At 67.0% G+C, this 17,980-nt stretch carries 18 protein-coding genes; 15 read left to right on the top strand and 3 right to left on the bottom strand.

The features are described from left to right. Nucleotides 1–5: 5 nt before the first annotated feature. From motA to ACJJVR_RS07610, 10 genes are all read left to right on the top strand, one after another. Nucleotides 6–872, top strand: a complete 867-nt coding sequence (gene motA / locus ACJJVR_RS07655; RefSeq protein ID WP_405403516.1) for a flagellar motor stator protein MotA — start codon at nucleotides 6–8, stop codon at nucleotides 870–872. After that, the gene (locus tag ACJJVR_RS07650) at nucleotides 872–1,147 is read left to right on the top strand and encodes a hypothetical protein (protein ID WP_405403515.1); all 276 of its coding nucleotides are present in this window, start codon (nucleotides 872–874) and stop codon (nucleotides 1,145–1,147) included. The genes motA and ACJJVR_RS07650 overlap by 1 nt, the downstream gene beginning before the upstream one ends. Then, nucleotides 1,144–3,243, top strand: coding sequence for a flagellar biosynthesis protein FlhA (locus ACJJVR_RS07645; protein WP_405403514.1), 2,100 nt, complete (start codon nucleotides 1,144–1,146; stop codon nucleotides 3,241–3,243). The genes ACJJVR_RS07650 and ACJJVR_RS07645 overlap by 4 nt, the downstream gene beginning before the upstream one ends. Continuing rightward, nucleotides 3,243–3,998, top strand: a complete 756-nt coding sequence (locus ACJJVR_RS07640) for a flagellar biosynthetic protein FliR (RefSeq protein WP_405403513.1) — start codon at nucleotides 3,243–3,245, stop codon at nucleotides 3,996–3,998. The genes ACJJVR_RS07645 and ACJJVR_RS07640 overlap by 1 nt, the downstream gene beginning before the upstream one ends. 10 nt (nucleotides 3,999–4,008) lie before the next feature. Further along, a complete protein-coding gene (gene flhB / locus ACJJVR_RS07635) occupies nucleotides 4,009–5,070 on the top strand; it encodes a flagellar type III secretion system protein FlhB (protein ID WP_405403512.1) in 1,062 nt (353 codons plus the stop codon). Further along, nucleotides 5,064–5,435: a hypothetical protein gene (locus ACJJVR_RS07630; RefSeq protein ID WP_405403511.1), complete on the top strand. Its 372-nt coding sequence runs from the start codon at nucleotides 5,064–5,066 to the stop codon at nucleotides 5,433–5,435. Before flhB ends, ACJJVR_RS07630 begins: the two co-directional genes overlap by 7 nt. A gap of 69 nt (nucleotides 5,436–5,504) precedes the next feature. Continuing rightward, nucleotides 5,505–6,548 (top strand): biotin synthase BioB, encoded by a 1,044-nt coding sequence (gene bioB, locus ACJJVR_RS07625; protein ID WP_405403510.1) that lies wholly within the window; start codon nucleotides 5,505–5,507, stop codon nucleotides 6,546–6,548. 15 nt (nucleotides 6,549–6,563) lie between these two features. Continuing rightward, nucleotides 6,564–7,697, top strand: a complete 1,134-nt coding sequence (locus ACJJVR_RS07620; protein ID WP_405403509.1) for an 8-amino-7-oxononanoate synthase — start codon at nucleotides 6,564–6,566, stop codon at nucleotides 7,695–7,697. Next, nucleotides 7,694–8,347 (top strand): ATP-dependent dethiobiotin synthetase BioD, encoded by a 654-nt coding sequence (bioD, locus tag ACJJVR_RS07615; protein ID WP_405403508.1) that lies wholly within the window; start codon nucleotides 7,694–7,696, stop codon nucleotides 8,345–8,347. Before ACJJVR_RS07620 ends, bioD begins: the two co-directional genes overlap by 4 nt. Beyond that, nucleotides 8,344–9,573 carry an adenosylmethionine--8-amino-7-oxononanoate transaminase gene (locus tag ACJJVR_RS07610; RefSeq protein WP_405403507.1) on the top strand — a complete coding sequence of 410 codons (1,230 nt, stop codon included), beginning with the start codon at nucleotides 8,344–8,346 and terminating at the stop codon, nucleotides 9,571–9,573. Before bioD ends, ACJJVR_RS07610 begins: the two co-directional genes overlap by 4 nt. Here ACJJVR_RS07610 and ACJJVR_RS07605 read toward each other — a convergent pair. Genes ACJJVR_RS07605 through leuC form a run of 3 tightly spaced genes read right to left on the bottom strand, consistent with a single transcriptional unit; the run spans nucleotide 9,559 to nucleotide 12,594 of the window. Next, complete coding sequence (locus ACJJVR_RS07605) at nucleotides 9,559–10,572, bottom strand: endonuclease/exonuclease/phosphatase family protein (protein ID WP_405403506.1); 1,014 nt, start codon at nucleotides 10,570–10,572, stop codon at nucleotides 9,559–9,561. The two genes, ACJJVR_RS07610 and ACJJVR_RS07605, sit on opposite strands and share 15 nt — an antisense overlap. After that, nucleotides 10,563–11,168: a 3-isopropylmalate dehydratase small subunit gene (gene leuD, locus ACJJVR_RS07600; protein ID WP_405403504.1), complete on the bottom strand. Its 606-nt coding sequence runs from the start codon at nucleotides 11,166–11,168 to the stop codon at nucleotides 10,563–10,565. The genes ACJJVR_RS07605 and leuD overlap by 10 nt, the downstream gene beginning before the upstream one ends. A 7-nt stretch (nucleotides 11,169–11,175) precedes the next feature. Beyond that, the gene (leuC, locus tag ACJJVR_RS07595; protein ID WP_405403503.1) at nucleotides 11,176–12,594 is read right to left on the bottom strand and encodes a 3-isopropylmalate dehydratase large subunit; all 1,419 of its coding nucleotides are present in this window, start codon (nucleotides 12,592–12,594) and stop codon (nucleotides 11,176–11,178) included. A 356-nt stretch (nucleotides 12,595–12,950) separates the two neighbouring features. Here leuC and rsfS point away from each other — a divergent pair, with 356 nt between their 5' ends. The 5 genes from rsfS to ACJJVR_RS07570 all read left to right on the top strand — a co-directional run bounded on the left by rsfS (nucleotide 12,951) and on the right by ACJJVR_RS07570 (nucleotide 17,976). Further along, nucleotides 12,951–13,316 carry a ribosome silencing factor gene (gene rsfS, locus ACJJVR_RS07590; RefSeq protein WP_045982838.1) on the top strand — a complete coding sequence of 122 codons (366 nt, stop codon included), beginning with the start codon at nucleotides 12,951–12,953 and terminating at the stop codon, nucleotides 13,314–13,316. Nucleotides 13,317–13,325: 9 nt separating this feature from the next. After that, on the top strand, nucleotides 13,326–13,793 hold the full coding sequence (gene rlmH / locus ACJJVR_RS07585; protein ID WP_405403500.1) for a 23S rRNA (pseudouridine(1915)-N(3))-methyltransferase RlmH: 468 nt from the start codon (nucleotides 13,326–13,328) through the stop codon (nucleotides 13,791–13,793). 61 nt (nucleotides 13,794–13,854) lie between these two features. Beyond that, nucleotides 13,855–15,369, top strand: coding sequence for a 2,3-bisphosphoglycerate-independent phosphoglycerate mutase (gpmI, locus tag ACJJVR_RS07580; RefSeq protein ID WP_405403499.1), 1,515 nt, complete (start codon nucleotides 13,855–13,857; stop codon nucleotides 15,367–15,369). Next, nucleotides 15,366–16,535, top strand: a complete 1,170-nt coding sequence (locus ACJJVR_RS07575) for a murein hydrolase activator EnvC family protein (protein ID WP_405403497.1) — start codon at nucleotides 15,366–15,368, stop codon at nucleotides 16,533–16,535. The genes gpmI and ACJJVR_RS07575 overlap by 4 nt, the downstream gene beginning before the upstream one ends. 16 nt (nucleotides 16,536–16,551) lie before the next feature. Further along, entirely contained in the window at nucleotides 16,552–17,976 is a 1,425-nt protein-coding gene (locus tag ACJJVR_RS07570; RefSeq protein WP_405403495.1) for a S41 family peptidase, read from the top strand. The last annotated feature ends 4 nt before the right edge of the window (nucleotides 17,977–17,980 follow it).

Below are 17,980 nucleotides of genomic sequence, written 5' to 3'. Positions count from 1 at the left end.
CCGCAATGTTCGGTTTCGTCGGAATTTTCCTTACGATTGTCATGGTCTTTGGCGGCTATCTGTTGGCCGGCGGCAAGATGGGGGTGATCCTGCACTCGCTGCCGTTCGAGATGATGATGATCATGGGCGCCGCCGTCGGCGCCTATCTGTTGGGCAATGACACGCATACGCTCAAGGCGACATTGGGCGGGCTGATCCGCGCCTTCAAGGGGCCGAAATGGAATGCCCAGGATCACCAGGACGTGCTGTGCCTGATGTTCCAACTGCTGAAGATCGCCAAGGAAAACCCCGTGGCGCTGGAACAGCATGTCGAAAATCCGGGCGAATCGCCGATCTTCACCGCGTACCCCAAGCTGGCTGCAGATCACCATGTCGTGTCGCTGATTACCGATACGCTGCGGTCTGCCAGTCTGAACTATGACGATCCCTATCAGGTCGAGGACATGCTGTCCCGCCGCATCGCCGTTCTGAAGGAGGAGGAGATGCACGTCCCCCATGCCCTGCAGAACATGGCGGATGCGCTGCCCGCCCTGGGGATCGTTGCGGCGGTTCTGGGGGTGATCAAGACCATGTCGTCGATCGACCAACCGCCCTCGGTTCTGGGCAAGATGATTGGCGGGGCGCTGGTGGGCACCTTTCTGGGGGTGTTCCTGTCCTATGGGTTCGTGGCCCCGCTGGCTAACCGGCTTGGCGCCGTCGTCAAGCAGGACCTGGGGTTCTACGAGGTCGTCAAGTCGGTCCTGGTCGCTGGTCTGCATCAGCATGCCACCACACTGTGCGTCGAGGTCGGCCGTCAGACGGTCCCTGAACATGTGCGTCCCAGCTTCGATACGCTCGAAGGCGCCCTGAGAGAGCTGAAGAAGGCCGCGTGATGACCCGGATCGGCACGCTGTTCCTGATCGCATGCCTGACCGCCGGTCCTGTTGCCGCTGCCGGTCTGGACGGGTTCCGCCGGACCGCCGATGACTGGCTGCTGAGCGGGCAGGGGCTGCCGCGCGATTATCGTGTGACATTGTTGCAGATGAACAGCGCTGATCGCCTGCAGGCGATCGCCTATCTGCGCCGCATCGGCCTGCTGACAGAACGTCCCTGGTCGCTTGACGACCTTTTGCGCCCCGCGGCCACCAGAACGGAGCCCCGCGAATGACCCCCATCGCCGCCCTGCCGGGCAAGTCCACCAAGATCCTGGATGCGCCCCTGTTGGTCACGGGCGGCCTTGTGCTTGTCGTCATCTCGATGGTGATCCCGCTGCCGGCCAGCGTGCTGGATTTCGGCATCGCCATTTCCATCGCCACGGCCGTCATGGTTCTGGTCATGGCCTCTCTCGTGGAGAAGCCAACCGATTTTCAGGCATTTCCGGTCCTGCTGCTTGTCAGCCTGGTCATCCGGCTGTCGCTGAACGTCTCGTCGACCCGGCTGATCCTGACGGAGGGCCAGAATGGCAAGCAGGCCGCGGGCTCTGTTATCAACGGTTTCGCGGATTTCGTGGCGGGAGGGTCGATCCTGGTCGGGATCACGATCTTTGCGGTGATCTCTGTCGTGAATTTCATGGTCATCACAAAGGGTTCGGGCCGGATGGCCGAGGTTGCCGCCCGATTTGCGCTGGATTCATTGCCGGGCAAGCAATTGGCCATCGACGGCGATCTGAACGCCGGCGCCATCGACCACCAGGAGGCCAAGCGCCGCCGTATCCAGGAACAGCGCGAGATCAGCTTTTTCGGCTCGCTGGATGGTGCGTCAAAATTCGTCAAGGGTGATGCGGTGGCGGGAATCGTCATCACGCTGATCAACCTGTGCATCGGCCTGGTCGTCGGGATCTCGATCCACGGGATGCCCTTGGGCGAGGCGGCCTCGACCTATTCCCACCTGACGGTGGGCGATGGCCTGGTCAGCCAGATCCCGTCGCTGATCACCTCGATGGCGGCGGCACTGCTGTTGTCGCGGGGCGGTGCAACAGAGACAACAGCTGGGCTGATGTCGAACGAATTCGTGCGCAGCTGGCAGCCTGCCGCGATGGTTGCGGCGGCTATGGCCGTAATCTCCCTGGTGCCGGGGATGCCAAAACCGCTGTTTCTTGGGATAGCCGCGGGGATGGGCTTCATGGCCTGGCGGATCGCGCAGAAACAGCGCATCGCGGCCGAGACGTTGCCGGATCTGCCCTTGGGCGACAGCGGTATCAAGCCCGCCGCCCGCATCGGGGACGTGCTTGATACCGACGACATCAGCGTCGAGATCGGATCGGACCTGATCGTGACCGCGCTGGACCAGGCGCGGGGCCTGGGCAGTCGCATCACCAACCTGCGCATCCACATCGCCCGCAGCTTTGGCCTGATCCTGCCGGATGTACGCATCACCGACACGGACGACCTGCCGCCAGGCGATTACCAGATCCGCATCCATGGCGTCATCCGTGGCCGCGGTACCCTGCGCCCGGCCGAGATCCTGGCGCTTGGTCCCGATGCGGTGCTGGCCGACCTGCGCGGCGTCGCCGTCCGAGAGCCGGTTTATTCCAGCCCCGCCCGCTGGATCAACCCGGCGGATCAGGAGGATGCGGCAACCATGGGCGCGACGGTCGTCACCCCGATGGAGGTCCTGTCCACGCACCTGATGGAAGTCGTCAAGGCCAACCTGCCCGCGCTGCTGACCTTGGGCGCGATGCAGCGGCAGATCGAGGAGCTGAAGACATTGTCCGATACCGGGCGCGCCGAACGCTATCGTAAGTATTTCGACGCGATGATGCCGGAAAAAGTGACCCCCGAGACCCTGTTGGCAATCCTGCGCGCCCTGTTGGAGGAGCGGATCTCGATCCGCAACCTGCCGCTTATCGTGGATGCCATCTGCGAATTCCGCAGCGTGGAGTCGGCCGAGACGATCTATGAACTGGTGCGCAAGCGCCTGCGCGGCCAGATCACCCAGCAGTATTCGGACGAGGCCGGGCGCATCGCCGCCCTGCAGTTGCACCCGGCTTGGGAGGCAGAGTTCGTGCGCGCCGATGCGGAAACCGGTCGTGCCGGTGGCGGGGCCATGACCCCCGCCATGTCCAAGAAGCTGGTCGAGGCCGTGCGCCGCGCCCTGTCGCTGGCCGAACCGGTCGCCCGCACTGTCCTGGTCGCCCCCGACCACCGTCGGCGCATGGTCCGCGCGGTGCTGGGTGCCAACGGCATGACGGTCCCCGTCCTGGGCCTGGAAGAGATCGACCCCGCCGCCGAACTGCGTCTGCTGGGCACGGTCGAGGCTGCGTGATGTGGGACCAGCTGCAGGCCATCGTGCCGGGATTGGACTGGGCGCTGGTGCTGGTCTATGTTCGCGTGCAGGCTTGCGTGGTGGCCCTGCCGGGCCTTGGCGAGCGCGTGATTTCGGCCCGGGTCAAGGTTGCGATTGCGCTGTCGCTGGCGCCGTTGCTGTCGGGCATCGCGCCGGGGCCGCAGGTGCCTTCGCAGCCCCTGGGCATGATCGCGCAGGTCGTAGTGGAGATGGTGCTGGGCTTTGCTACGGGCATCATGTTGCGGCTGCTGACGATCGCCATCGATATCGCGACCACGGCCATCGCCGCGACCGCGTCGCTGTCACAGATCATGGGTATCCAGAACGAAATGTCGCCCCATCCTATCGGCAACATGCTGCACCTGGCGGGCATGGCGGTTCTGATGGCAATGGGCCTGCCTGTCATGATCGTCGAACTGATGGCCGACAGCCTGCGCCTGTGGCCACCCGCCGACCTGCCCCAGATCGAGGGGTTGGTGATGGCAATCGTGCGGATGGTCGCCGACACCTTCTGGCTGGCAATGATGCTGGCCGCGCCTTTTACCCTGGGCGGGTTCCTGTACCAGGCCCTGTCGGGGGTCATCAACCGCGTGATGCCAGCCTTGCCGGTCGTCTTCATTGGTGCGCCCGCGTCCATCCTGCTGGCACTGATGGGACTGGTGATTCTGGCGCCACTGCTGGTCGGCATCTGGGCCGATGCGGTGTTGCGCTTCATGCTGCCGGCACTGCCATGAAGGATCGGAGATGAGCGAGGATACCGACGACAAGCAGTTCGAGGCCACCGACCAAAAGCTGCAGCGCGCGCGCGAAAAGGGCGATATCCCCCGATCGACCGAACTGAACGTGACGATGATGTATCTGGGCGCGTTCCTGGCCTTTTCGGTCATGGCCGGGTTCGCGGTGCGACAATGGCTGGCAATGGCCACGCGCGCGCTGGGCGCCGAAGGCTGGTCCGACAGCGGACCCGCCCCGATTGCGCGCGGCTTGGCCGCCTATGCGGCAACAGCCACGATCGGGCTGGCCGCGCTGGTGATGGGGGCGATCCTGCTGGGTCTGATCGCCACGCGCGCGCTGATCTTTTCGCCCCAAAAGCTGGCATTTGACATCAAACGCATCAATCCGGTCAAAAACGCAGCCCAGAAATTCGGCAAGGATGGCTTGGTAACCTTTGCGTTTTCACTGGGCAAGGCGGGGCTGGTCTGTGCGGGGGGCTGGTTCCTGTTCGTGTCGCTGCTGGATCGGATCGCGGCCTCGGCCATGGCGGATGGGCAGTGGGTTGCGGCCCTTGGCTCGATTCTGGGGCAGGTGCTGATGCTGGGGCTGGTCGTGTCGATCATCTTCACGGTGCCAGACATGTTGTGGAAATGGTTCGACCACCGCCGCAAGAACCGGATGAGCCGGCAGGAAATGCAGGACGAATTCAAGGACTCCGAAGGCGATCCGCATATGAAGGGCGCCCGCCGCCAGCGCGCCGTCGACATCGCGATGAAGCAGATGCTGGCCGACGTACCCACCGCGGATGTGATCATCGTCAACCCGACCCATTACGCCGTGGCGCTGAAATGGTCGCGCGGGTCGGGCCGCGCGCCCATCTGCGTGGCCAAGGGCACCGACGAGGTTGCCGCCCGCATCCGCGCCAAGGCGACCGAGGCTGGCGTGCCAATCTGGTCCGACCCGCCCTGTGCCCGTGCGATCCACGCGCAGGTCAAAGTCGGCGGCGAGATCGACCGCGCGCATTTCGCCGCTGTCGCCGCCGCGATCCGTTTTGCCGAAAAGATGCGACAGAAGGCCCGTGCCGGATGGTAGACACGATCAAGCAACTGCAGCAATTGGAACGCATCGCACGGCTGAAGGCCGAGCGGCAACTCAAGATGTTCGCGGCGTTCAACGCCCACATGACCGTCGCGCGCCAGCGTATCGATTCGCTGCAGGCCGCGCTGGCGCAAAGCTATGACAGCACCGCGCCCCTGACCCTGCCCGAGGCGCGCATCGCCAATGCCCAGGCCGGGCGGGCCGCGCGTGAATTGCGCCATGCCGATCAGGAGTTGCAGCGGATGCTGCCGCGGTTTCAGATCGCCCGCCAGCAGGCTGCCCGGGAATTCGGCCGTGCCGAGGCTCTGCTGGGCTTGGGTCAGGATGAGGCCGAACGTCGTCGCAAGGAGAAATACTGACCCCCTCGGCGGGATTGGACAGGCTGCGACCGGGATGCTAGGCACAGGACCAAGCCACGGGGAAAAGCCATGCTGCACAGCGATCCGAACACCGACAGCCACCGCAAGATCTGGACCGCCGAGGGCGCGCGCGCCGTCTTTGACCTGCCGCTGATGGATCTGCTGTTTCAGGCGCAGACCGTGCATCGCCAGCATTTCGACCCCAACCGCGTGCAACTGAGCCGCCTTTTGTCGATCAAGACCGGCGGTTGCCCCGAGGATTGCAGCTATTGCAGCCAATCGGCGCGCCACGATTCCGGCCTGTCGGCGTCAAAGCTGATGGAGGTGCAACGCGTGCTGGCCGAGGCGCGGCGCGCGCGCGACGCCGGTGCCACGCGCTATTGCATGGGGGCCGCTTGGCGCAGCCCCAAGGCGCGCGACATGCCGCAGATCGTCGCCATGGTCGAGGGCGTCAAGGCCCTGGGGATGGAGACCTGCATGACCTTGGGCATGCTGGACGCGGACCAGTCGCGTCAGCTGGCCGATGCCGGGTTGGACTATTACAACCACAATATCGACACCTCCGAGGCGCATTACGGCAACGTCATCACCACGCGCAGCTTTGCCGACCGGCTAGACACGCTGGACACCGTCCGGCAGGCCGGCATCAAGGTGTGTTCCGGTGGCATCCTTGGGTTGGGCGAGGGTCCGCAGGACCGCGTCGACATGCTGGTGACGCTGGCCAATCTGCCCGTCGCGCCCGAAAGCGTGCCGATCAACATGCTGATACCGGTCGAGGGCACGCCCCTGGCCGATGCCGCCCCCGTGGACCCCATCGATTTCGTTCGCATGATCGCCACCGCGCGCATCATGATGCCCCAGAGCCATGTCCGCCTGTCCGCAGGCCGCACCGCGATGTCCGACGAGATGCAGGCGATGTGTTTCTTTGCGGGGGCCAATTCCATCTTCGTGGGCGACACGCTGTTGACCAAGGATAACCCAGAAGAGGAAAGCGACATGCGCCTGTTTGCCAAGCTGGGCCTGCAGCCGATGCAGGCGCACGAGCATCATCCCGATGCGGCGCGGCGCGCCGAGCTGCTGGCCGCCGATCCGGCCATTCCGATTCTGCGCTAGGGTCGGGCCCGCGGCTTGGACCGGCTGGCGATCTATCGACGCGACCTGCAGGGTCTGGCGGGCGATGCGCGGCTGCGCAGTCTGGCCGAACGCCGGGGGATCGACTTTTCATCGAACGATTACCTGGGTCTGGCGCAAAGCGACAGGATGCGGGCCGCGGTACGCCGGGCATTGGGGCGGGGCGTCCCGGTCGGGGCGGCGGGGTCGCGCCTTTTGCGCGGCAACACCGACCAGCAGGCCGGATTCGAGGATGCCGCCGCGCGGTACTTTGGGGCCGGGGCGGCACTGGGGTTCGGCGGCGGCTATGTCGCCAATTTTGCTGTCATCACGACCCTGCCGCAGCGGGGCGACCTGCTGTTGATGGATGCGCTGGCCCATGCCAGCACGCATGAGGGCGCCCGCGCCGGACGGGCCGAGGTCGCCAGTTTCCGCCACGGCGATGTCGGCCACGCCGAGGACGTGATCACGGCCTGGCGCCGGGCGGGCAACACCGGCGCGATCTGGATCGCGGTCGAAAGCCTGTACAGCATGGACGGCGACCGCGCGCCGCTGGACGATCTGATGCGGTTGGCGGATGCGCACGGCTTTCTGCTGATCGACGAGGCGCATGCCACCGGCGTTTTCGGCCCGCAGGGGCGCGGGCTGGCCCATCACCTGGAGGGGCGCGACAACGTCGTGACGCTGCACACGCTTGGCAAGGCGTTGGGCGGGTCTGGCGCGCTGATCTGCGGGGCGCGGGTGCTGATCGATTTCATGGTCAACCGCTGTCGGCCTTTTATCTTTGCCACCGCGCCGTCGCCGCTGATGGCGTCTGCGGGGCTGGAATCGTTGGCGATGCTGCAGGACGAACCCTGGCGGCCGGCGACGCTGGCGGGGCATGTCGCGGCCTTCCACGACCAGATGGCGCGGCGCCTGCCGCAGGTCCCGCTGAGCGGCAGCCAGATCGTGCCGCTGATCGTCGGATCAAATGCCGAAACGATGGCCTTGGCCGCACAGGTGCAGGCGCGCGGCTTTGACGTGCGCGGCATCCGCCCGCCGACGGTGCCCGAGGGGACGTCGCGGCTGCGCGTGTCGCTGACCCTGAACGCCACCCGCGCGGACGTGCTGCGGCTGGCCGAGACGCTGGAGGAACTGTGGCCCGATACGTGATCACAAGCACTGGAACCGATGTCGGCAAGACGGTCTTTGCGGCTGGCCTGTGCGGGCTGATCGGGGCGGATTACTGGAAGCCGGTGCAATCCGGGCTAGCGGGGAATGTTGTGAATGATGCCGTTGCCGCCTGTCACGGAAGTACAGCGGCCCAACCCGGCACCGACCGCGCCGAGGTCGAGCGGCTGTCCGACGCCCGCACCCACCCCGAGGCCGTGCTACTGCCACAGCCGCTGTCGCCGCATCGCGCGGCGGAGCTGGCGGGCGTCACGCTGGACCCTGCGGTCTGGACCCCGCCCGATGCCGCGCGGCTGGTGATCGAGGGGGCGGGCGGCGCGCTGGTCCCCGTCACGCGCCAGATGCTGTTCGCGGACCTGTTCGCGCGCTGGCAGGTGCCGGTGATCGTGGTCTGCGCCACGGGCCTGGGCACGATCAGCCACAGCCTGACCGCGCTGGAGAGCCTGCGCGCGCGCGGGGTGCCGGTGCATGGCGTGGCATTCGTCGGCCCCGCGAATGACGACAACATGGCAACCATCGGCGATCTGGGTCGCGTCAGGGTGCTGGGGCGGCTGCCCGTACTGGACCCGCTGGACCGAAACAGCCTGTCCGCTGCCATGCAGGCCGCGTTCCGGGCGGAGGATTTCACATGAGCGCCGTCTGGCATCCGTTCTTTCAGCACGGCACCGAACCCGCTCCTCCACGCGCCATCAGCGCCCATGGCGCGCATATCCAGACCGATCGCGGGCCATTGCTGGATGGGATCAGCAGTTGGTGGGTGGTCACGCATGGCCACAACCAGCCCCAGATCGTCGAGGCGATCCGCCAGACCGCGGGGCATCTGGACCAGGTGATCTTTGCAGGCCTGACCCATGCCCCCGCCGAAGAACTGGCCGAGGCGCTGGTGGCGATGACGCCCGCCGGGCTGGACCACGTGTTTTTCAGCGACAGCGGATCGACCGCGGTCGAGGTCGCGCTGAAGATGGCGTTGGGATACTGGCGCCACGAAGGCGACGGCCGCCACCGCATCGCCGTGATCGAGGACAGCTATCACGGCGATACGATCGGCACGATGAGCGTGGGCGAACGGGGCGTGTTCAACGCCGCCTATGATCCGCTGATGTTCGGGGTGGACCGGCTGCCGTTCCCCGACGGCGACGGGGCCGCAACGCTGGCCGCGTTCGAGGAGCTGGCCGCGTCGGGCCGCATGGCCGCGCTGATCCTGGAGCCGCTGGTTCTGGGTGCGGGGGGCATGCGGATGTATGCGCCAAAGGTGCTGGCCGGGCTGCGCGCGATCTGCGACCGGTACGACGTGCTGATGATCGCGGACGAGGTGATGACCGGGTGGGGCCGCACCGGGCGGCTGTGGGCCTGCGATCATGCGGGCGTCGCGCCCGATATCCTGTGTACCAGCAAGGGTCTGACCGGGGGCGTTGTGCCGCTGGCGGCGACGCTGGCCACCGGTCGCATCTTTGACGCGCATCGGTCCGCAGACCGGCGGCGGACCTTTTATCACTCCAGCAGCTATACCGCGAACCCGATCGCCTGCGCGGCGGCGCTGGCGCAGGTGCGGCTGTGGCAGGCCAGCCCGATGCAGGCGCGGCTGGACGCGCTGACGGCGATGCAGGCCGAACGGCTGGCGGCGTTGGACGGGCGGTTCACGAACATCCGCCAATGCGGGACCATCGCGGCGGCCGATCTGGTCGTCCCCCAAGGCGGCTATCTGTCCAAGGTCGGGCCTCGGATGCGGGCGCACTGCATGGACCGCGGCGTGCTGCTGCGGCCCTTGGGGAACACGGTCTATGTGCTGCCGCCCTATTGCGTGACGGGGGACGATCTGGATGCGGCCTGGGGGGCCGTCACCTCATTCCAGGTCTAGGTCGACCCAGACCAGCCTGCGATGCGAGGCCAGCGCCACCTGTTCCGCCAGCGGATCGTCGGGCGCGGGCCACAGAACGCCCGACGCCACCACCGACAACCCCTGCGCAGGCAGGACATAGTCCAGCCGCAGGTTGCCCGGCGTGCGGTCGTATTCTGCCGTGTCCAGCGCGGGATCACCCCGCTGGCCGGCATTCGGCCCGGTCTGCGGGGGCTGCCATGCACCGCGGGGCTGGGGATCCTGCGTGACTGCGGCCAATGCCGTCAGCGTGGTCGGGTCGCCATCGCCATCCTGCGGATCGACGTTCAGGTTGCCCAGAATGACAAAGGGCGCATTGGGCAGGTGGGTCAGCCAGAAGGTGACCTCGTCATGGTTGCGGGCGGGGTTGCGATCTTCGAAAACCGGCGGGGTAGCGGCCAGTGCCAGCAGGTGCAGCGGGCCCGCGGGCGTGGTCAGCGCCACGTCCCAATGCGCGGTGCTGGACAGGCGCTGGATGTCGGCATGGGGGCTGACAGGCATCCGGTTGCCCGGCAGGTCGCGCCACAGCGTCGCGCTGTGGTCGGTGGCACCCGCGATGGGCAGGCGCGACAGCACCGCCAGCCCCCCCTGTCCGGTGAAGGCGCCATAGCCCTGCGCGTCGCGGGACCGGCCTGCGCGCCCGTCGCCGTCCAGATCCAAGCCGGTGGGCAGGCCGCGATTGGGCTGGGTCGCGTACTGGTGCGGCATCGCATGGCCGTGTTCGGCCAGCAGGTCTGCGAATGCGGTCAGCGCGCGATTATCCAGGTCCCAGTCCAGCCCGGTCAGCAGGATCGCATCTGGTGCCGCATGGGTAATCACCCGCGCCGCGGCCAGCACCTGTGGATCGTCCGCCATGATGTCGCGAAGCAGAAGACCCGGCCCGTTGCGCGACAGGCCGGGGTCCCAGGTGGCGATGCGCAGCGTGTCCGCCGCCGCCGGGGTCGCCAGCAGCAGCGCCAGGCCAAGCGCCCTTAGACCCAAGGGCGGGCCTGGGACATCTGCGTTTCGAACGTGTCGATAGCGGGGGCCTTTTCCATCGTCAGACCGATATCGTCCAGCCCGTTCATCAGGCAGTGCTTTCGGAACGGGTCCATGTCGAAGGCATAGGCGGTGCCGTCCGCACCGGTGACGGTCTGGGATTCCAGATCGACGCTGATGCGGGCGTTCGCGCCCTTTTCCGCGTCGCGCATGAGCGCGTCAACGGCGTCCTGTGGCAGGACCACCGGCAGGATGCCGTTCTTGAAGCAGTTGTTGAAAAAGATATCCGCAAAGCTGGTCGACACGACGCAGCGGATGCCGAAATCCAGCAATGCCCATGGCGCGTGTTCGCGCGACGACCCGCAGCCGAAATTGTCACCCGCGATCAGGATCTGGGCATCGCGATAGGCGGGTTTGTTCAGGACGAAATCGGGGATTTCCTGTCCCTCGCGGTCATAGCGCATCTCATCGAACAGGTTCACGCCAAGGCCGGACCGTTTGATGGTCTTCAGGAACTGCTTGGGGATGATCATGTCGGTGTCGATGTTGACCAGCGGCATGGGGGCCGCGATGCCGGTCAGGGTGGTGAAACTGTCCATGATGTCCTCAGGCCGGTTCGTGCGCGAATTCGCGGATGTCGGTCAGGCGTCCGGTGACGCCGGCGGCTGCGGCCATCGCCGGGCTCATCAGGTGGGTGCGGCCCTTGTAGCCCTGGCGGCCCTCAAAGTTTCGGTTGCTGGTCGCGGCGCAGCGTTCGCCCGGTTTCAACTGGTCGGGGTTCATGCCCAGACACATCGAACATCCGGCCAGCCGCCATTCGAAACCCGCATCGAGGAAAATCCGGTCCAGCCCCTCTTCCTCTGCCATGGCGCGCACCAGGCCCGATCCCGGCACGACCATGCCGCGCACGCCCGGTGCCAGCCTGCGACCGCGCAGCACATCGGCGGCGGCGCGCAGATCCTCGATCCGGCCGTTGGTGCAGCTGCCGATAAAGACCGCGTCGATGGCGATATCGGTCAGCGGCGTCCCGGCGGTCAGGCCCATGTAATCCAGACTGCGGCGCGCCGCGTCCACCTTGCCGCCGCCAAAGCTGTCGGGGTCGGGAACCGCTGCCGTGATGGGCAGCGCATCCTCGGGGCTGGTGCCCCAGGTGACGGTGGGGGCGATGTCCTCGGCACGGATGGTCAGGACCTTGTCGAAATGCGCGCCGTCATCGCTGAACAGTGTCTTCCACCACGCGACCGCGGCCTCCCACTGGGCACCCTTGGGCGCGTGGGGGCGGCCCTTGACGTAGGTGAAGGTGACCTCGTCCGGGGCGATCAGGCCCGCGCGTGCGCCGCCCTCGATTGCCATGTTGCAGATGGTCATGCGGCCTTCCATCGACAGGTTGCGGATCGCCTCTCCGCAATATTCGATGACATGGCCGGTGCCGCCCGCCGTGCCGGTTTCCGCGATGATGCGCAGGACGATGTCCTTGGCCGTCACGCCGGGCGCCAGCCGACCGGTGATTTCCACCTTCATGTTCTTGGATTTGCCCTGGATCAGGGTCTGGGTCGCCAGCACATGCTCGACCTCGGAGGTGCCGATGCCATGGGCCAGCGCGCCGAACGCGCCATGGGTCGCGGTGTGGCTGTCGCCACAGACGACGGTCATGCCGGGCAGGGTCCAGCCCTGTTCGGGACCGACGATGTGCACGATGCCTTGGCGGATGTCGTTCACCGGATAATAGACCACCCCGAATTCGCGGGCGTTGCGGTCCAGCGCATCGACCTGGATACGCGATTCCGCATTATCGATGCCCTGCTGGCGATCCAGCGTGGTGGGCACGTTGTGATCGGGCACGGCGATGGTGCGTTCGGGCGCGCGGACCGTACGGCCGGTCATGCGCAGCCCCTCGAAGGCCTGCGGGCTGGTCACTTCGTGGACCAGATGGCGGTCGATATACAGAAGGCAGGTGCCGTCTTTCTGGCGGTCCACCACATGGGCGTCCCAGATCTTGTCGTAAAGCGTGCGTGCGGGGGTCATGGCTGAGGTCTTTCGGCTGTGATGCAAAGGGGCGGACAGGCGGCCGCCGTCAGCCCTGCGCGGTCACGCCCAGCATCTCTCCGTAGAAGCGGCCCGGCAGGCGCGCACGGTCATGAATGTCGAAATAACGCATCATCGCGCCAGATTAGGCCAGCATTCGCCCGCTGGCAAGCGGGACCGCCCCAAGGAAAATGCTGCGAGAGATTGAGACGGGCCAAAAAGATGCTATGTTGGGGGAACCCCTGCGCCGGGGGTCATCGGCGCGCGGACCGGAGGATCACACCCTGTCACAAGACGCCCCGTCGGCCGGTCGGCCGACCTCGACCCAGCAGACCAGCCAGCATACCAGCGACGACATGCTGGCCCTGGTGCTGAATTCCCTAGATGACGACAAGGCCGAAGAGGTCGTCAGCATCGACCTGCGCGGACGCACGGCCATTGCCGACCACATGGTCATCGCCTCGGGGCGCAGCTCGCGCCAGGTGGGTGCCATCGCCGAAAAGCTGGCCGAACGGGTCAAGCAGGTCACCGGCCGCAGCCCCCGGATCGAGGGCAAGGATGCCGGCGATTGGGTGCTGATCGACACCGATGACGTGATCGTTCACGTGTTCCGCCCCGAGGTCCGCGATTTCTATCAGCTGGAAAAGATGTGGCTGCCCGCCGATGCGCTGGCCCGCGTGCGCGAGCCCGCCCAACCGTCAAGCTATCAGCCGCAGGACTGATCCGCACGCATGCGGATCGACATTGCCGCCGTGGGGCGACTGAAGACCGGCCCCGAGGCGGCGCTGGTCGCCGATTACCTGCAACGCTTTGCCAAGACCGGCCGCAGCCTTGGGCTGCCGGCCGTGTCAGTCGTCGAGGTCGAGGATCGTCGCGCCGGCACCATGGCCGCCGAGGCGGAACTGTTGTCCCGCGTCATCCCGCCCGGCGCGGCGGTGGTGATGATGGACGAGCGTGGCGATCAGCCGACATCGCCGGAATTCGCGGCGCGGCTGGCGGGTTGGCGCGATCAGGCGCGCGACGTGTGCTTCGTGATCGGCGGGGCGGACGGGCTGGACCCGTCGCTGCGCATGCGGGCCGATTGGCAGATCAGCCTGGGCCGGATGGTCTGGCCGCATCTGCTGGTCCGCGTGATGCTGGCCGAACAGCTGTATCGCGCCGCCACGATCCTGGCCGGGTCGCCCTATCACCGGGCATAGGTCGGCTTGGTTGCCGCCGCCGCCCGCGACGCGTAAGTAAGGGCAAAACCACGAGGCTCCGATGACCAAACCCGTGATCCTGTGCATCCTTGACGGCTGGGGCCAGTCCTTGCGCCCCGAACAAAGCGCCCCCGACCGGGCGGCGACCCCGAATTTCGACCGCTTGATGCGCGATTGCCCGCATGCGACGCTGGTGACTCATGGGCCCGACGTGGGCCTGCCTCGTGGCCAGATGGGCAATTCCGAGGTGGGGCACACCAATATCGGCGCGGGCCGCGTGGTCGCGATGGATCTGGGCGCGATCGACCTGGCGATCGAGGATGGCAGTTTTGCGCAGAACGCCCCGCTGCTGGACTTCATCGACCGGATGAAGGCCACCGGAGGGACCGCGCATCTGATGGGCGTCATTTCCGACGGCGGCGTGCACGGTCACATCGTCCATGTGCTGGCAGCGGCCCGCGTCGTGGCCGGGGCGGGCGTTCCGGTGGTGATCCACGCGATCACCGATGGCCGTGACGTCGCCCCGGATTCGGCGCCGGGTTTCCTGGCCACACTGCAGAACGGCCTGCCCGCAGGAGCGCGGATCGGCACCGTGGTCGGACGCTATTACGCGCTGGACCGCGACACCCGGTGGGAGCGGGTGCAGCGCGCGTTCGACGCCGTCGTGGCGGGACGCGGAGAGGCCGCGCCCGACGCTGCGACCGCCATCGCCACCGCCCATGCGCGCGGCGAGATGGACGAGTTCGTGCCGCCCTTTGTCATCGACGGCTATGCGGGCGCGCGGGACGGGGACGGGGTGTTCTGCCTGAATTTTCGCGCCGACCGCGCGCGCGAAATTTTGTCGGCATTGGGCGATCCGGAGTTTGACGGCTTCGACGCCGCCGCGCGGCCACGGTGGGCCGCAATGCTGGGCATGGTCGACTATTCGACCCGGCACGACAGTTTCATGCAGGCGGCCTTTCCCAAGAGGCAGGTCGAGAACACCCTGGGGGCCTGGGTCGCGGCACAGGGCCTGCGCCAGTTCCGTCTGGCCGAGACCGAGAAATACCCGCATGTGACGTTCTTTCTGAACGGCGGCAAGGAAACGCCGGAACCCGGCGAGGACCGCCACATGCCGCAAAGCCCCAAGGTCGCGACCTATGATCTGGCACCCGAAATGGCCTCCGTCGAGGTCACCGACACGCTGGTCCGGGTGATCGGGGAGGGGTACGACTTGATCGTGGTGAATTATGCCAACCCCGACATGGTCGGTCATACCGGCGATCTGGACGCCGCCGCGCGCGCCTGCGAGGCGGTGGATCGTGGTCTGGGCCGCATGCTGGAGTCGCTGGACGCTGTGGGCGGTGCGGCGGTGATCTGTGCCGATCACGGCAATTGCGAACAGATGATCGATCCGGTCACCGGCGGGCCGCATACCGCGCATACGCTGAACCCGGTGCCGGTCATCGTCTATGGCGCGCCGGGGGTCACCGGGCTGCGCGACGGGCGGCTGGCCGATCTGGCGCCGACGGTGCTGGCGCTGATGGGGCTGGACCAGCCCGCCGACATGACCGGGGAAAGCCTGATCATCCGATGAAGACCCGCCTTGTCCTGGCGCTGTGCGCCGCCCTTGCCGGTCCCGCCGGCGCGCAGACCAGCCCCGCCAATCAGGCGGTCGCGGATGCCGAGGCCGCCGCCGCCCTGCTGCGCGCGGCCATCGGCCAGCTGGCCGAGGCGGTCAGCGCCGATGATCAGGTCGTGGCCCTGACCGAGGTGATCCGCGGATACGAACTGGGCCTGGCCGCCCTGCGCGGCGGTCTGCGTCAGGCCAGCGGCCGCGAGGCCGAGCTGCGCGACCGGTTCGAGGCGCAGCGCGACCAGCTGGCCCGCGTGCTGGGCGCGATGACCGCGCTGCAGCAGAGCCCCGAATCGACGATGCTGCTGCACCCCGCGGGGGCGCTGGCCAATGCGCGGTCGGGGATGATCCTGTCGGGCGTCACCCCCGGCCTGCGCGCCGAGGCCGAGGCCCTGCAGGCCGACCTGGACGAGATCGCCACCGTCCGTCAGTTGCAGTCGAACGCCGCGGGCATGCTGGGCAGCGGTCTGGACAGCGTCCAGGAGGCGCGCCGACTGCTGGCCAGCGCCGTGACCGACCGCAGTTCGATGCCCGCGCGATACGCCGAGGACCCCGAGGAACTGCAGGAACTGCGCGGCGCCGCGCAGAGCCTGGACGATTTCGCGACCGGCATCGCACGGATGGAAAAGGACGTGGGCGCGCCCATGGACGATTTCGAGGGCGCGAAGGGCAGTCTGGCCCTGCCCGTCGTAGGCACCGTGCTGCGCCCCTATGACGAACCGGACGCGGCGGGGGTCAGCCGTCCGGGCTGGGTCATCGCCACCGCACCCGCGGCGTTGGTGCAGACGCCGTGGCCTGCGACAATCCGCTATCGCGGGCCGTTCCTGGATTACGGCAATGTGATGATTGTCGAGCCCGCGCGCGGCTATCTTATGATCTTTGCAGGCCTGTCGCAGGTCTTTGGAGAAGTGGGCGACGTTCTGAAGGCGGGCGATCCGGTGGGTTTGATGGGGGGCGCCGAAGCCCCCGCCCAGGAGTTCGGGTCGCAATTCGTCGCCGATGCCGCCCAGGGCGTCGAGGCCGGACGCAGCGAAACGCTGTATCTGGAGCTGCGCCAGGGCAATGAAACGCTGGACCCCGCCGACTGGTTCGTGCTGAATCCCGTCGTCGACCCGCAACAGGACTGAGGCAGGAAAAACCGCCATGAGACATTATCTGATCGCAGGCCTGGGGGGCGTTCTGGCCGGAGCCCTGGCCACCACCCAGATCGCCGGTCCACTGCTGGCGCAGGAGACCGCCGAGGGGAACACCTCTGTCTATGAGCAGCTGGAGCTGTTCGGGAACATCTTTGAGCGTATCCGCACCGACTATGTCGAGGCGCCCGAGGACAAGGACCTGATCGAGGCCGCCATCAACGGAATGCTGACCTCGCTGGACCCGCATTCCAGCTTTTTGTCGGCCGACGACTATTCCGACATGCAGACCCAGACCCGCGGCAGTTTTGGCGGCTTGGGCATCGAGGTCAGCCAGGAGGAGGGGCTGGTCAAGGTCGTGGCCCCCATCGACGACACTCCCGCGGCCAATGCGGGCGTTCAGCCCGGCGATTTCATCACCCATGTGAACGGCGAATCGCTGCTGGGCCTGCCCCTGGACGACGCGGTCGAGATGATGCGCGGCCCCATCGGGTCCGAGATCACCATCACCATCCTGCGCGAAGGCGAGAGCGAGCCGTTCGACCTGACCATGTCGCGCGACACAATCAAGCTGACCGTGGTGCGCAGCCGTGTCGAGGGCCATGCGGTCGTGCTGCGCGTGTCGACCTTCAACGACGAGACCTATGACACGCTGGAGGCCGAGCTGGAGAAGGCCGTCGAGGAGGCTGGCGGCATCGACCGGGTCACCGGATTTGTGCTGGACCTGCGCAACAATCCGGGCGGCCTGCTGAACCAGGCGATCAGCGTCAGCGATGCGTTTCTGGATGCGGGCGAAATCGTCAGCACCCGTGGCCGCGACCCCGAGGAAAGCGAACGCTGGAACGCCGAGACCGGCGATCTGGCCGAGGGCAAGCCGATGGTCGTGCTGATCAACGGCGGTTCGGCCAGCGCATCGGAAATCGTCGCGGGCGCGTTGCAGGACCATCGCCGCGCCATCGTCGTGGGCGAGAAGTCGTTCGGCAAGGGCTCGGTCCAGACGGTCATGCCGGTGACCGCCGACAGCGCCATCCGCCTGACTACGGCGCGGTATTTCACCCCGTCGGGCCGGTCGATCCAGGCCTTGGGCGTGCAGCCCGACATCCTGGTGGCCCAGCCCGCCCCGGCCCCAGAGGCCGAGGAGGAGGAGGCCCGCAGCAACAGCGACTTCAGCCGGTCCGAAGCCGACCTGCGCGGTGCCTTGGGCAACGATGTCAGCGACGAGATGCGCAAGCAGATGGAGACCGAGGCCGCCGAGGTCGAGGCCACCGCCGCGCTGCGCGAAGAGGATTACCAGCTGGCCTATGCGGTCGACGTTCTGAAGGGTCTGGCGGCGGTCAATTTCCGTGCCGAACAGGTGCCGGCGGCTGCGACGCCCGCAGTGACCGGCGAAGGTGCGGATGAGGAGGGGGCCGAGGCCGCCCCTGATCAGGGCTGATCTG

Source organism: Paracoccus sp. Ld10 (genome assembly GCF_045064235.1).
Classification (GTDB): domain Bacteria; phylum Pseudomonadota; class Alphaproteobacteria; order Rhodobacterales; family Rhodobacteraceae; genus Paracoccus.
Note: the sequence above shows the minus strand (reverse complement) of the source record. Positions and strands in the feature narration are given on the sequence as shown.

Bases quoted from the DNA above. Each gene is read 5' to 3' on its own strand.
- ACJJVR_RS07630 (WP_405403511.1), top strand. From the start codon at position 5,064: ATGGTAGACACGATCAAGCAACTGCAGCAATTGGAACGCATCGCACGG.
- gpmI (WP_405403499.1), top strand. From the start codon at position 13,855: ATGACCAAACCCGTGATCCTGTGCATCCTTGACGGCTGGGGCCAGTCC.
- bioB (WP_405403510.1), top strand. From the start codon at position 5,505: ATGCTGCACAGCGATCCGAACACCGACAGCCACCGCAAGATCTGGACC.
- leuC (WP_405403503.1), bottom strand. From the start codon at position 12,594: ATGACCCCCGCACGCACGCTTTACGACAAGATCTGGGACGCCCATGTG.
- ACJJVR_RS07575 (WP_405403497.1), top strand. From the start codon at position 15,366: ATGAAGACCCGCCTTGTCCTGGCGCTGTGCGCCGCCCTTGCCGGTCCC.
- ACJJVR_RS07645 (WP_405403514.1), top strand. From the start codon at position 1,144: ATGACCCCCATCGCCGCCCTGCCGGGCAAGTCCACCAAGATCCTGGAT.
- flhB (WP_405403512.1), top strand. From the start codon at position 4,009: ATGAGCGAGGATACCGACGACAAGCAGTTCGAGGCCACCGACCAAAAG.
- ACJJVR_RS07610 (WP_405403507.1), top strand. From the start codon at position 8,344: ATGAGCGCCGTCTGGCATCCGTTCTTTCAGCACGGCACCGAACCCGCT.
- motA (WP_405403516.1), top strand. From the start codon at position 6: ATGTTCGGTTTCGTCGGAATTTTCCTTACGATTGTCATGGTCTTTGGC.
- rsfS (WP_045982838.1), top strand. From the start codon at position 12,951: ATGCTGGCCCTGGTGCTGAATTCCCTAGATGACGACAAGGCCGAAGAG.
- ACJJVR_RS07640 (WP_405403513.1), top strand. From the start codon at position 3,243: ATGTGGGACCAGCTGCAGGCCATCGTGCCGGGATTGGACTGGGCGCTG.
- ACJJVR_RS07650 (WP_405403515.1), top strand. From the start codon at position 872: ATGACCCGGATCGGCACGCTGTTCCTGATCGCATGCCTGACCGCCGGT.
- leuD (WP_405403504.1), bottom strand. From the start codon at position 11,168: ATGGACAGTTTCACCACCCTGACCGGCATCGCGGCCCCCATGCCGCTG.
- ACJJVR_RS07570 (WP_405403495.1), top strand. From the start codon at position 16,552: ATGAGACATTATCTGATCGCAGGCCTGGGGGGCGTTCTGGCCGGAGCC.
- rlmH (WP_405403500.1), top strand. From the start codon at position 13,326: ATGCGGATCGACATTGCCGCCGTGGGGCGACTGAAGACCGGCCCCGAG.